The sequence below is a fragment of the Planococcus sp. TJ-301 genome, from assembly GCF_058268475.1.
The window spans coordinates 885,563-898,856 of record NZ_JBZDOH010000001.1 but is presented as its reverse complement, the minus strand read 5'-3'; the positions used below and the strand labels follow the sequence as shown (position 1 = coordinate 898,856).

At 46.9% G+C, this 13,294-nt stretch carries 16 protein-coding genes; 13 read left to right on the top strand and 3 right to left on the bottom strand.

From position 1 onward, the window contains the following. Positions 1 to 11: 11 nt before the first annotated feature. The 6 genes from AC4EHJ_RS04655 to AC4EHJ_RS04630 all read left to right on the top strand — a co-directional run bounded on the left by AC4EHJ_RS04655 (position 12) and on the right by AC4EHJ_RS04630 (position 4,710). A complete protein-coding gene (locus AC4EHJ_RS04655) occupies positions 12 to 1,244 on the top strand; it encodes a methionine gamma-lyase family protein (RefSeq protein WP_490974418.1) in 1,233 nt (410 codons plus the stop codon). A gap of 122 nt (positions 1,245 to 1,366) precedes the next feature. Continuing rightward, the gene (locus AC4EHJ_RS04650) at positions 1,367 to 1,750 is read left to right on the top strand and encodes a MerR family transcriptional regulator (protein ID WP_135505321.1); all 384 of its coding nucleotides are present in this window, start codon (positions 1,367 to 1,369) and stop codon (positions 1,748 to 1,750) included. A gap of 39 nt (positions 1,751 to 1,789) precedes the next feature. After that, positions 1,790 to 3,124, top strand: a complete 1,335-nt coding sequence (gene glnA / locus AC4EHJ_RS04645; RefSeq protein ID WP_490974417.1) for a type I glutamate--ammonia ligase — start codon at positions 1,790 to 1,792, stop codon at positions 3,122 to 3,124. Positions 3,125 to 3,338: 214 nt separating this feature from the next. Continuing rightward, on the top strand, positions 3,339 to 3,539 hold the full coding sequence (locus AC4EHJ_RS04640) for a hypothetical protein (protein ID WP_490974416.1): 201 nt from the start codon (positions 3,339 to 3,341) through the stop codon (positions 3,537 to 3,539). A gap of 169 nt (positions 3,540 to 3,708) precedes the next feature. Next, entirely contained in the window at positions 3,709 to 3,903 is a 195-nt protein-coding gene (locus AC4EHJ_RS04635; protein ID WP_490974415.1) for a hypothetical protein, read from the top strand. 66 nt (positions 3,904 to 3,969) lie between these two features. Beyond that, on the top strand, positions 3,970 to 4,710 hold the full coding sequence (locus tag AC4EHJ_RS04630) for a class I SAM-dependent methyltransferase (protein ID WP_490974414.1): 741 nt from the start codon (positions 3,970 to 3,972) through the stop codon (positions 4,708 to 4,710). A gap of 45 nt (positions 4,711 to 4,755) precedes the next feature. Here AC4EHJ_RS04630 and lexA read toward each other — a convergent pair whose 3' ends face one another. Then, positions 4,756 to 5,376, bottom strand: coding sequence for a transcriptional repressor LexA (lexA, locus tag AC4EHJ_RS04625; RefSeq protein WP_490974413.1), 621 nt, complete (start codon positions 5,374 to 5,376; stop codon positions 4,756 to 4,758). A gap of 165 nt (positions 5,377 to 5,541) precedes the next feature. Between lexA and yneA the strand changes: the two genes are divergently transcribed. The 5 genes from yneA to AC4EHJ_RS04600 all read left to right on the top strand — a co-directional run bounded on the left by yneA (position 5,542) and on the right by AC4EHJ_RS04600 (position 9,753). After that, positions 5,542 to 5,859 carry a cell division suppressor protein YneA gene (gene yneA, locus AC4EHJ_RS04620; RefSeq protein ID WP_490974412.1) on the top strand — a complete coding sequence of 106 codons (318 nt, stop codon included), beginning with the start codon at positions 5,542 to 5,544 and terminating at the stop codon, positions 5,857 to 5,859. Then, positions 5,856 to 6,509: a YneB family resolvase-like protein gene (locus AC4EHJ_RS04615; RefSeq protein ID WP_490974411.1), complete on the top strand. Its 654-nt coding sequence runs from the start codon at positions 5,856 to 5,858 to the stop codon at positions 6,507 to 6,509. Before yneA ends, AC4EHJ_RS04615 begins: the two co-directional genes overlap by 4 nt. A gap of 58 nt (positions 6,510 to 6,567) precedes the next feature. Continuing rightward, positions 6,568 to 6,801, top strand: a complete 234-nt coding sequence (locus tag AC4EHJ_RS04610; RefSeq protein ID WP_490974410.1) for a DUF896 domain-containing protein — start codon at positions 6,568 to 6,570, stop codon at positions 6,799 to 6,801. A 126-nt stretch (positions 6,802 to 6,927) separates the two neighbouring features. Beyond that, the gene (tkt, locus tag AC4EHJ_RS04605) at positions 6,928 to 8,925 is read left to right on the top strand and encodes a transketolase (RefSeq protein ID WP_490974409.1); all 1,998 of its coding nucleotides are present in this window, start codon (positions 6,928 to 6,930) and stop codon (positions 8,923 to 8,925) included. Between the two features lie 591 nt (positions 8,926 to 9,516). Next, positions 9,517 to 9,753, top strand: coding sequence for a YneF family protein (locus tag AC4EHJ_RS04600; protein ID WP_490974408.1), 237 nt, complete (start codon positions 9,517 to 9,519; stop codon positions 9,751 to 9,753). An 85-nt stretch (positions 9,754 to 9,838) separates the two neighbouring features. Here the strand turns inward: AC4EHJ_RS04600 and AC4EHJ_RS04595 are convergent, their stop codons facing one another. Next, on the bottom strand, positions 9,839 to 10,783 hold the full coding sequence (locus tag AC4EHJ_RS04595) for an alpha/beta hydrolase (protein WP_490974407.1): 945 nt from the start codon (positions 10,781 to 10,783) through the stop codon (positions 9,839 to 9,841). A gap of 73 nt (positions 10,784 to 10,856) precedes the next feature. Next, positions 10,857 to 11,756: a hydroxymethylglutaryl-CoA lyase gene (locus tag AC4EHJ_RS04590; protein WP_490974406.1), complete on the bottom strand. Its 900-nt coding sequence runs from the start codon at positions 11,754 to 11,756 to the stop codon at positions 10,857 to 10,859. 55 nt (positions 11,757 to 11,811) lie between these two features. On the opposite strand from AC4EHJ_RS04590, the gene AC4EHJ_RS04585 reads away from it, so the two are divergent. Then, positions 11,812 to 13,020 carry an acetyl-CoA C-acetyltransferase gene (locus AC4EHJ_RS04585; RefSeq protein WP_490974405.1) on the top strand — a complete coding sequence of 403 codons (1,209 nt, stop codon included), beginning with the start codon at positions 11,812 to 11,814 and terminating at the stop codon, positions 13,018 to 13,020. Between the two features lie 12 nt (positions 13,021 to 13,032). Then, positions 13,033 to 13,242: a YqkE family protein gene (locus AC4EHJ_RS04580; RefSeq protein ID WP_490974404.1), complete on the top strand. Its 210-nt coding sequence runs from the start codon at positions 13,033 to 13,035 to the stop codon at positions 13,240 to 13,242. Positions 13,243 to 13,294 lie beyond the last annotated feature (52 nt).

Sequence of the window (13,294 nt, the reverse complement as noted above, 5' to 3'; positions counted from 1 at the left end):
TGGAGAATTAGATGCAAACTACAATACGAGCGATAGAAGAAACGATACAAGGCGAGCTGCAGAAAGCAGATGACATCGCCTTTTTGAACCAGAAAAAAGTACTTGAAGCTTTCCATTCGCAAAAAGTCAGTGACCATCATTTCAATCCTTCAACGGGTTATGGCTATGACGACGAAGGGCGCGACACGCTTGAACGCGTCTATGCGGCTGTCTTCAAAGCGGAAGCGGCATTGGTGCGGCCGCAGATCATCTCAGGGACACATGCCATCACGATTTCATTGTTCGGCGTCTTGCGTCCTGGCGATGAGCTGCTTTATCTGACTGGAAAACCATATGATACCTTGGATGCCATTGTGTCAGGTGGGGAACAGGACACCGGTTCGCTGCGGGATTTCGGCATCAGCTACCAGCATGTGCCGTTGGCTGAAGACAAAAGCGTAGACTGGAATGCGGCAAAAAAAGCCATTCACGGACGGACGAAAGTGATAGCAATACAGCGGTCAAGAGGCTACGATACCCGTCCGTCGTTTACTATAGCAGAGATTGCCGAGATGATTGCTGAGATTCGCACCATTAAATCGGACGCGATCGTTTTCGTCGATAATTGCTACGGCGAATTCGTCGAGGAACAAGAACCGATTGAAGCGGGTGCTGATTTGATTGCCGGATCGCTTATCAAAAATCCTGGCGGCGGACTAGCTAAAATTGGCGGCTATATTGCCGGCAGAAGGGATTTAGTCGAAAAATGCGGTTACCGCATGACTTCGCCGGGTATAGGAGGAGAGGCAGGCGCATCATTGAATGCATTGCCGGATATGTACCAGGGGTTTTTCATGGCGCCGCATATCGTATCGCAGGCATTGAAAGGCGCGATTTTCACTTCCGCGCTGCTTGAATCCGTCGGCATGGCGACATCTCCCCATTATTCAGCGAAAAGGACGGACTTGATCCAGTCTGTGTCATTCAACACCGCTGAGCAAATGGTGGCATTCTGCCAAACGATTCAAGCGAGTTCGCCGGTCAATGCGCAATTCAAACCCGAACCTGCCTATATGCCAGGCTACGAAGACGATGTCATCATGGCAGCCGGCACTTTTGTGCAAGGGTCGAGCATTGAATTGACCGCTGATGGTCCCATCAGACCGCCATATACCGCCTTTGTACAAGGTGGGCTTACTTACGAGCATGTGAAAATTGCTGTATTGAACTCTATTGAAACCTTAAAAAAATCAAATCTGATCTAACATAAATTTCCGCACAAAAACTGTGCGGAAATTTTTACGTTAGAAAACCTAACATTCGTTTGACAAGTTATCTGACATCCTTTACACTAAAGGAGCAGTAATTATTGAAATGGGTGAAAAACATGACACACCGGGTTCGCAGGACGATGCCGCTTCTTCCTATCAGTATAGTAATGCAGCTGACGGAATTGACAGCGCGCCAAATCCGTTACTACGAAGAGCACGAGTTGATCAGCCCAGCGCGATCGGAAGGGAATAAGCGGATGTTTTCATTAAACGACGTGGACACTCTTTTGGAAATCAAAGATTTTCTTGATCAAGGCATCAATATTGCGGGCATAAAAAAGATTTATGCCCTGCGGTCACAACCGACAATTGAAAAGACAGCTCCACAAACAATCACGGATGCCGAGCTTCGGCGAATTTTGAGGGATGAAATGCTGAACTCGAAATCGTTCGACAGAGGCGGCATTAGGCAAGGGGATTTATCCCGTTTCTTCAAATGAACCGGGTTACATAAAAAATCATAGGAGAGTGAAGCGAATATGGGCAAGTATACTAAAGAAGACATTAAACGTTTAATGCAAGAACAAGAAGTGAACTTTATCCGTCTGCAATTCACAGACATCTTAGGTATCATTAAGAATGTTGAAATCCCTACATCCCAATTGGATAAGGCTTTAGACAACAAAATGATGTTCGACGGTTCTTCTATTGATGGATTTGTGCGAATCGAAGAATCAGACATGTACCTGTTCCCTGATCTTGACACATGGGTCGTTTTCCCATGGATCACAGGCAAAGGAAAAGTTGCACGTTTAATCTGCGACATCTACCGTGCAGACGGAACTCCATTTGATGGCGATCCACGCAATAACTTGAAGCGCGTACTGAAAGAAATGGAAGAGCTTGGCTTTACACATTTCAATCTTGGGCCTGAGCCGGAATTCTTCTTGTTCAAATTGGACGAGCGCGGCGAACCATCATTGGAACTGAACGACAATGGCGGTTATTTTGACTTGGCGCCGATGGACCTTGGCGAAAACTGCCGACGCGACATCGTGCTCGAGTTAGAGGAAATGGGCTTTGAAATCGAAGCATCCCACCACGAAGTAGCACCAGGCCAGCACGAAATCGACTTTAAATACGCAGATGCTGTCAAAGCATGCGACGATATCCAGACATTCAAATTAGTAGTTAAAACTATTGCTCGGAAACACGGTTTGCATGCAACATTCATGCCAAAACCATTATTCGGCGTCAACGGATCAGGGATGCACATGAACGTTTCCCTATTCAATGGCAACGAGAATGCTTTCTTGGATGAAGACGGCGAAATGAAGTTAAGTGAAACAGCATACCAATTCCTTGCAGGTATCCTTGAGCACGCACAAGGGTTCACAGCGGTTACAAACCCGACTGTCAATTCTTACAAACGCCTAGTGCCTGGCTATGAAGCTCCGTGCTACATTGCTTGGTCTGGACAAAATCGCAGCCCGTTGATCCGTATCCCGGCTTCACGTGGATTGTCAACACGCGTAGAAGTGCGTTCTGTTGATCCGGCTGCAAACCCATACTTGGCAATGGCTGTTTTATTGGCTGCTGGCCTTGACGGCATCAAGAAGAAAATGACGCCACCAAAAGCTGTAGACCGCAATATCTACGCGATGAACAGAAAAGAGCGCGAAGCTGTGGGCATCCAAGACCTTCCGCCAACATTGTACGCAGCACTTCAAGAGCTGCAAAGCAATGAAGTGATGACGAAAGCACTTGGTTCTCACATTCTTAACAACTTTGTGGAAGCGAAAGAAATCGAGTGGGACATGTTCCGCATTGCGGTTCACCCATGGGAGCGCGAGCAATACTTGAAAATGTATTAAGCAAATATAACACACCAGCGCACTTGCACTGGTGTGTTTTTTTTTGCAAACTTTCCAAGCTTCTTATCCACTTGGGTCAGTAAATAAAAGTTTTTTGATTTTGGAAGTTTAGTTTTTCCAGGACTGTGGTATCATTAAGAAGAATTCATAGTACGATTAATAGCCCATACTGAATTTTCTTAGAAAGTAAGAAGATTTTGTGGGGGTGATTAGTTTGACGAAAATTCAAGGGGTTAAAGACCTGCGGAAGTATTTAGATTCTGTAGGATGCCCGAGGACTGAAGAACAAATTAATGAGAGCATCGCAAAAAGGCAGATTCCACATAGCCAGTCCTATGCCAATACAATCTTTTTTGACGTGAGGCATATCGATTGGTGGATATCGCAACAGCAAAAAGTCGAAAGCAAAAATTGAATACGATCTTCAGAATACCGGTACCCCGAATTCGGCTCATTATGAGTCCGTATTCGGGGTTTTCCCTATTTACCAGAGCGTTTACTCCAAAAAGAATGGACAACTCGCCCCGCAAATGGTGTATGATAGACAGAAGCAAAAACCATTCTGCTTTAGAGGAGGCCGATGCATGAAAACTTTCCAAGTTGAATTCTATTTTGACCAAGGCAATACGATTGTCCTGACAGTATATGCTGAAAACAAAGAATCAGCATTGCGCAATATTCCGACTCACGGCACGTTTGAAATCACGGACCAGGACAACGACCGCCTATACCGTATTACTATCACACAAGTAAAATACATTATGGTCTATGAATTATGAGGCCTGAAGCATCGCGTTTTAACGGATGCTTTTTTTATGCCTAAAATTAGAAGAGGAGCTGGCTAGGTGGAATTTAAAGGATCGAGTGTTTACGACGATAAGGATTTTTTAGCGGGTTTTTTGAAACGGAGAGAGCGCAAGGAAAGCCCGAATAACGCGATAGAGAAACCGATTATCTGTGACCTAATGGGTGAAGTCGAAGGGAAAGCAATCTTGGACCTCGGTTGTGGAGACGGTAAATTTGGCAATGAACTGCTCGGCTCTGGAGCAGCATCCTATACGGGAATAGAAGGCTCAAGGGAGATGGCATTGCTGGCAAGTAGAGCAACGGCACAGCTGGGTGGCAAGATACATATAGCGGACCTTGAATCGTTTCAAGCAAAGGGTTCAGAATACGATTTGATTGTCTCGCGGTTTGTCATCCATTACTTGACGGATATCAGACACTTGTTCAAGGAAATCAATCAAGCATTGGTGCTGGACGGTAAATTCATTTTCACTGTACAGCACCCATTGACCACTTCGTCGTTTGCGAGTAAAGCGCAAGGCGAACGCAGAGGTGATTGGGTGGTCGATGATTATTTCAAGGAAGGCGAGCGCGGTGAGCCCTGGATAAGCAAGACAGTCGTCAAGCATCACCGAACGACAGAAACCTACTTTACAGCGCTAATAGAAGCCGGATTTGCTGTAACTGCCCTCAGGGAAGGAAAGCCGGTCCCTACAAATTTCGAATCCGCAGCAGAGTTTGAACGGCGGGAGCGCATTCCGTTGATGTTGATTTTGTCTGCCCAAAAGGTAGGAAACTAAAAAAGGCGCCGAGAGAAATTCTCTCGGCGTCTTTATGTGTCATGATTAATGTAGTTGGCGGTAAACTCCGACCACTTTTCCAAGGATGGAGACCTGGTCTACGATGATTGGATCCATCGATGAATTTTCAGGCTGCAGGCGGAAATAATTGTCTTCTTTGAAAAATCGTTTGACTGTCGCTTCGTCATCAGCGGTCATAGCTACCACGATGTCGCCATTGTTAGCGGTTTGCTGCTGTTTCACTACGACATAGTCACCATTCAGGATGCCAGCTTCGATCATACTTTCTCCCATGATTTCCAGCATGAAAATATGGTCGTCCTCAGTTCCGTATGACTGGGGAAGCGGGAAATACTCTTCCACATTCTCGATCGCCGTGATCGGAACGCCAGCCGTTACTTTACCGACAAGCGGTACATGAAGGACCGGGCTTTTTTCAACCAGTGAATCATCAGTGCTGATAATTTCAATTGCTCTCGGTTTTGTCGGGTCGCGGCGGATCAAGCCTTTGCTTTCAAGGCGGGCAAGATGGCCATGGACAGTCGAGCTTGATGCCAAGCCAACTGCCTCTCCAATTTCACGGACGGAAGGCGGGTAGCCTTTGGCCCGGACTTCGTCTTTTATGAATGACAAAATATCTTCTTGGCGTTTCGATACTTTTTTCAACAGTTTCACCTCTTTTTAATAGTTCAGCATGTTTTCTATCAATAGTATACCAACTTGGGATATGAAATGCAAACATAGGTTCGAATTTATTTGTTGACAAAAACACTTGTTCGCATTAAAGTAAGAACATACATTCCGAACACACATTCTTAGGAGGCGGTTCTTATGACATTCATCCAAAAAAATTCTTACCTGACAGTACTCTTTCTTCTGATTCTATCTTTTTCATTCTATTCGGTTTTCACCCATAACGCGCAGGAAGATCAAATGAGCCTAGTGCAAGTCGAACAAGGCGATACTTTGTGGACACTTGCGGAGTCATTCAGCGGCAATACCCCCCATCAGGAGTGGATTGAAGAAATCATGAAGGAGAATGGCTTAAGCACTCCGAAGATCATTGCTGGACAATCAATCAAAATCCCCAGCGAACAACTAAAATTCGCCCCAGACGAAACCACCAAACTGGCGGGTGATGCAGAATGAAGAAGTCTGCGTTAATTTATTGCCGCGTCAGCACCACGAAAGACACCCAGGAAAGTTCACTTGAACGGCAGGAAGAAGAATTATTGAAATTCGCATTTGCGCAAGGATACATTGTTTCAGACATCTTTAAAGATCAGCACAGCGGCTACGAAATGGACCGGGAAGGGCTCTTGGAGATGCTCAACGTCATTAAAACCGATAAAGTTTCAGCGGTTTTCATTCAGGATGAAACCCGTCTTGGCCGTGGCCATGCTCGGATCGCGCTGCTTCACGTCATGAAAAAATATGGCGTGGAGGTTTTTACATTGACCGATCAAGGTCCCATTGCATTAAATGATATGGACGACATGGTCCTGGAGATTTTAGCGGTTGTTGAAGAATATCAGCGCAAAATACATAATGCCAAAATCAAACGTGGCATGAAGCGCGCTGTTGAAAATGGCTACAAGCCTGAACGCAATCTAAAAGGCAGGGGCAACCCCGATGGACGGGAGCGCTTAGACTTGCCGATCGATCAGATTGTCAGCCTGAAACAGAACGGGCTGACGTTCCATGAAATTGCGGTAACGCTGCAAGGCTTCGGTTATCAGGCAAGCAAAGCAACCGTCCACAGACGCTACAGAGAATTCCTCGAGATGAAAGAGGGCTAATAGATTGCAGAAATCCCGCTTCTTTTGTACGATATGATAGAAGAAAGGCGGGATTCTAATGTTATCTCCAGATAAAATAAAACGCATTAACGAATTATCTCGAAAATCCAAGACTGTGGGCTTGTCCATTGAAGAGGCAAAAGAACAATCTGCATTGCGCCAGGAGTATTTGGCAACTTTCCGCCAAACGATGCGCGGCACAATTGAAAACGTAAAAGTGATTGATCCGGAAGGTAACGATGTAACGCCGGAGAAGGTCAAAAATATCCGAGAGAATAAGTATTTAAATTAATACTTGTTCTTTTTTTTGTTGTGTCCAGACTTCAGCGCTTGGCTCTTGGCGCATTTCTAGTTGTATTCTTTCCTATTGTTGACTACACTAGAATAGGATTAAAATTGTTAGTGAGAGGATGTTTTTATGTCAAACCATGCAGATCAGCTTGCAGTAACTACTATACGTACACTTTCCATCGATGCGATTGAGAAAGCGAACTCAGGTCATCCGGGATTGCCAATGGGAGCAGCTCCTATGGCTTATACATTATGGACAAAACACATGAACCACAACCCGAAAAACCCGAACTGGTTCAACCGTGACCGTTTCGTGCTTTCGGCGGGACATGGTTCGATGCTTTTATACAGCTTATTGCATTTAAGCGGCTACGGACTTGAATTGGACGAGATCAAAAACTTTCGCCAATGGGATTCGAAAACACCGGGACATCCGGAATATCATCACACAGTTGGCGTAGAAGCGACAACGGGACCACTTGGCCAAGGAATCGGCATGGCAGTCGGCATGGCTATGGCAGAACGCCATTTGTCAGCTACATACAATAAAGACAACATGGATGTCGTCGACCACCATACCTTCTCTCTATGCGGAGACGGAGATTTGATGGAAGGCGTAGCAGGCGAAGCGATTTCACTTGCTGGGCACTTGAAATTAAACAAATTGGTCGTTTTATACGATAGCAACGATATCTCACTTGACGGCGACCTTGGTATGAGTTTCTCTGAAAACATCCAAAAGCGCTTTGAATCATATGGCTGGAACTATCTGCGCGTAGATGACGGCAACAAGCTTGACGACTTGTCTGAAAAAATCGCACAAGCGAAGCAATCAGGGGACAAACCGACATTGATCGAAGTGAAAACGGTCATTGGCTATGGCGCGCCAAACAAATCCGGTAAAGCGGACGCTCACGGAGCTCCACTGGGTGAAGCTGAGATGAAACTTGTTAAAGAATATTACAAGTGGACATTTGACGAAGATTTTTATGTCCCAGAAGAAGTCTATGAAACTTTTAATAAAGCAACTGAAGAGCTAGGCGGCAACGCTGAAAAAGCATGGAATGAGCTTTTCTCTAAATACGAAGCAGCCTATCCAGAATTGGCTCAGCAGCTGCAAAAAGCGATCAAAGGCGATTTGCCTGAGAACTTTGATGCGGATTTCCCTGTGTACGAAGCTGGTAAAAAACAAGCGACTCGCGCTTCTTCAGGCGATATGATCAATGCCATCGCAAAAGCAGTGCCATCATTCTTCGGCGGCAGCGCCGATTTGGCTGGTTCGAACAAAACGACAATCAAAGGCGGAGGCGACTTTGATGCGGAAAATCCGACTGGACGCAATATCTGGTTCGGTGTCCGTGAATTCGCAATGGGGACTGCCCTTAACGGTATGGCTCTTCACGGCGGACTCAATGTTTTCGGCGGAACGTTCTTCGTGTTCAGCGATTACGTGCGCCCGGCAATCCGCCTAGCAGCATTAATGGGATTACCGGTCACATACGTCTTTACACACGACAGTGTCGCAGTAGGGGAAGATGGCCCGACTCACGAGCCAGTAGAACATTTGGCTTCACTTCGCGCTATGCCAAACTTGTGCGTTGTGCGCCCTGCAGATGCTAACGAAACCAAAGCAGCATGGAAGCTTGCTGTCACAGCGAAAGACCACCCGACCCTATTGGTGCTTTCACGCCAAGACTTGCCGGTCCTTGAACACAGCGGCGAATTGGCTGACAGTGGTGTGGAAAAAGGGGCATACGTGGTATCTCCTGCTGAAAACCCACAAGCGCTATTGCTTGCAACCGGTTCTGAAGTCAGCCTCGCAGTTACTGCCCAAAAGCAGTTGGCTGAAGAAGGCATCGCAGTATCAGTCGTTTCTATGCCATCATGGGACCGATTCGAGAAACAGGACAAAGCATACAAACAGTCCGTTATCCCGACGACAGTCAAAAAACGTCTAGCAATCGAAATGGGAACTTCATTTGGCTGGGAACGCTACACGGGAGACGAAGGCGACATTCTTTCAATCGACCGTTTCGGTGCAAGCGCACCTGGCGACCGCATCATGAAAGAGTTCGGATTCACTCCTGAAAACGTAGTGTCAAAAGTCAAAGCTCTTCTAAACTAATAAATGCAAATACCAAAGACGGAAACAGAACTTGTTTCCGTCTTTTTTTTTTACTTTTTTTAAAAACCGATATTCCGCAAAACAGCATCGCTAAAACATATGCTCCTGCGTCGCAAAGATATGCCCGAACTATTTTCGTCCATATCTTTCCTGCGGGCTCGCGCCGAATTAACTCGTGCTAGCGCCCGAGTGAATTTCGGCACTTCATCGTTTCACTGCTCCCTTGGGAGTCGGTGCTATTTTGCTCCATGCCTGGAAATCATCAAAAAACTGCATGAACTTCTATTTTTCAAGTTTTCAGATGGAAAAAATAATTCGTTTTTGAGAGATAACTTTGAATTAAGCGGTAGGCGGCGACTTCAGCGGGGCAGTGTAGTGACGAGACAGCCGAGACCCTGCAGGAGCGCAGCGACGAAGCGGCTTGGCGCTCGCCCGCGAAACGCGTCCGCCTGAAGCGGAATGAAAATGACTATCCAATCAACTTAAACTACTTCCTAATATTATTTCGTGTCTATAGTCACATCCGGAAATATATAGTATAATCCATTGTGGTGCACTACTTATTTATGCAACACGAAGGGGGTAACAAGAATGGATACATGGATTTGGATCGTAATCGTTATCGTCGCTTTAATCGCGGGTGTTGCGCTTGGCTTTTTCATCGCACGTCAATACATGATGAAATATTTGAAAGACAATCCACCGATTAACGAAGATATGCTGCGTATCATGATGATGCAAATGGGACAAAAACCGTCTCAGAAAAAAATCAATCAAATGATGACACAAATGAATAAAGCGTCAACTAAACCACCTGCTAAAAAATAAGAAGCACTCCATGAGTGCTTTTTTTCATGCTATTAGCTTTACCGCATAGAAAAACGCCGGCCCCAATAGGGCTGGCGTTTTTCTGTTAAATTTTTTCTTCTATAGTAGGTTCAAGCAGCGCGTGGTCCTGCAAAAACTGCGCCACGGTTTCTTTGTATTCTTTCGGATGCAGATTGAAGGATTGCGCATGCGCCCCTTCTTCGAACAGCTTCATCGCTTTTCGGCCTGGCTTCAGCTCGTGCATTTCCAGCGTCATCTGCGGAAGCACAAAATCATCTGGCAAGCTGTGGATGAATAAAACCGGGTTCGTGATTTTTTTAACCGCTTCCCGAGGTGTCACGGTGCTGATCAGATAGCCGTCGCGCAGCCGCATGAAAAACGATGCGAGTTTCAATGCCAGCGGTGTCCGGAGACGCGTCGTGGTGCGCATGACGTGCAGCACTTGTTCCGAGATATCAGAATAGGCGCAGTCCGAAACATAAAAATCCGCATCGTCCTGCATGCCGGCATACAGCAAAGTTGTCGCGGCACCCATCGATTCGCCGTGGATGCCGAATGTGAGTCCCGGCCCGACATGGAGTTTCAACGCTTCTACGACCGCTTTCAAGTCGAATTTTTCATAATGGCCAAAACTTGTTGTTTTGCCGCCGGAATCGCCGTGTCGCCGATGGTCGTAGACAACTGAGTTGAAGCCGAGCCCTTCGAACATACGGGCATACTTGAATGAGTTGACTTTCGATTCGGTGATGCCGTGGCAAATGACAGCATAGCGTTTTGTTTCATGGGGTTCCAGAAAGATGGCTTTCACTTGGTAGCCATTCTGGGACTCGATCCACTGTTCGCTTTTTGGGACACTTGCGTACCAAACTTCATCAAAGCGTTTGGCTGAGGTTTCACGCTCCAATATCAAGCTTTCCTCTTTTTTCTTGACGTACATCAAACGGTTGCTTGCGGCAATGCCCAAAACGGCGGTCGCCAACGTGAACGCGCTTGACACCACTGCGGAAACTTGAAGGATTCGTCTTCTCATGACCAAAACCCCTTTTCGTCTTTCTTTAATGAAAAGCAATTATCCAGCCATAATCCAATAAGTTTTCCGAAGATCAACGGCTGTTTTTATATAGTCGGTACATGCCGGTCGCTATCGAATTTGAGACATGAGGCTCGATTGTAGAAACTGCTTCACATAAAAGATCCAAGTCGATGCCGGTGTCGATGCCCATGCGGTGAAGCATGTTGACGATGTCTTCAGTTGCGGCATTGCCCGTGGCGCCAGGTGCAAATGGGCAACCACCCAGTCCGCCGGCAGAAGCGTCGAAACGGTCGACGCCTGCTTGCAAGGAAGCGAAAATATTGGCCAGCGCCATTTTGCGCGTGTCATGAAAATGTGCAGTCATCAGCACGTCCGGAAATTCCGTTTTCAAGCGATGGAATAATTCATAGCTTTCCACCGGATTTGCCATACCGATCGTATCGGCGACGCTCAATTCATTGACACCCCAGTCGACGAATTGGCGGCAAAGCGCGATCGTCTTGTCCGGATCGACTGCGCCTTCAAATGGACAGTAGAATGCGGTGGAAATGCAGGCGCGGACAAAAATGCCATCCTTTTTCAGTTTTAGGATGAGCGGCTCCAAAGCATCCATGCTTTCGGCCGTGGTTTTATTGATATTTTTTTTATTGAATGAATCCGATACACCTACGAAAACTGCCAGTGCTTTGGCTCCGGACTCAAGGGCCATGGAAATCCCTTTTTCATTCGGCGTTAGAACAAATTGGCGTCCAATTTTCTCCACGTTCGCCAGAATCTCTTTGGCGTCCGCCATTTGCGGCACCCATTTTGGCGAGACGAATGAAGTCAGCTCCATTTCCTGGACGCCGGCTCTTTGCAAGCCATTGATAAATTCCAGCTTGGACTCGGTTGAAACGATCTTTCCTTCGTTTTGCAGGCCGTCCCGAGGGCCGACCTCGATTATCGTGGCTTTATTTGGTAAACTGAACATAGTATCCCTCCCAATACCATTGTATCCAGGAGTAGGAGAAAAGAGCAACTTGCAAATGACTAACAAGGGGGAAATCATTTTGACACAAGAAATCGTAATTGTAAGCGCTGTCCGAACAGCGGTAGGTTCATTCCAGGGGGCATTGAAAGACGTGCCAGCTACACAATTGGGAGCCATCGTCATCAAGGAGGCAGTACAACGCGCAGGCTTAAAGCCTGAACAAGTATCAGAAGTGATCATGGGCAATGTGCTGCAGGCGGGCCTCGGGCAGAACCCTGCTCGCCAGGCAGCGATCCTTTCGGGATTGCCGGAAACGGTTCCAGCCATGACGATCAACAAAGTCTGTGGTTCAGGGTTGAAAGCCGTCCACTTAGCTTATCAGGCGATTTACGCAGGGGATGCGGATATTGTGGTAGCAGGCGGCATGGAAAATATGAGCTTGGCGCCATACCTTATGCCAAAAGCGCGTACCGGCTACCGGATGGGTGATCAGCCGGTCGTCGATAGCCTGATCCAGGATGGTTTGACTTGCGCGTTCAACAATTACCACATGGGCATCACCGCAGAAAACTTGTGCGACCGCTACGATATTTCCAGAGAAGAGCAAGATGAGTTTTCAGCTCGTTCACAAGCGCGTGCAGCGGCGGCAATCGATGCTGGCCGTTTTGAAGATGAAATCGTTCCAGTCGAAATTCCTCAGCGTAAAGGCGAGCCAATCATCTTTAAAGAAGATGAATACGTGAAACGCGGTTCTACTGCTGAAAAGCTTAGCAAATTGCGTCCGGCGTTCAAGAAAGACGGCAGTGTAACGGCAGGAAACGCATCCGGCATCAACGACGGTGCTGCAGCAGTTATTGTCATGTCTAAAGCTAAAGCGGAAGAATTGGGCTTAACCCCTCTTGCGACGATCGTAGCGAATGGCCATGCAGGTGTTGATCCGGCAGTAATGGGAATCGGACCGGTACAAGCTGTGAAGAACGTCTTGAAAAAAGCGGATATGAATATCGGCGACATCGAATTGATCGAAGCGAACGAAGCATTCGCTGCCCAGTCGATTGCGGTTGACCGGGAATTGCAATTCAACCACGACATTTTAAACGTCAACGGCGGCGCAATTGCGCTTGGGCATCCGATTGGTGCAAGTGGAGCGCGTGTCTTCGTATCGTTATTGCATGAAATGCAGAAGCGTGATGCGAAAACAGGTCTTGCTACATTATGCATCGGCGGCGGCCAAGGTGTAGCGACAATCGTTAAACGTCCATAAGGAGGAACAGCCATGGGCAAGAAGAAAGAGCAGGCCGATAGTATGTTGCCGCAGGATATTATGGCGAAACTGCAGGCGGCAAAAAAAGAGCTGGTCAAAGAAGAACAGCAGCGCGCGGAAGAAAAACACGCGCAGGAAATGTTTGAACGCAAAGAGCGCGAGAAGAATTTGTCATTTGAAGAATTGCTGGAGCGCCACGGCGATAAAGGCAATAAATTCTAAATGAATACCGATTATCAAGCCAATCCCCGCAACCGACGAGAACCTTGTCGTT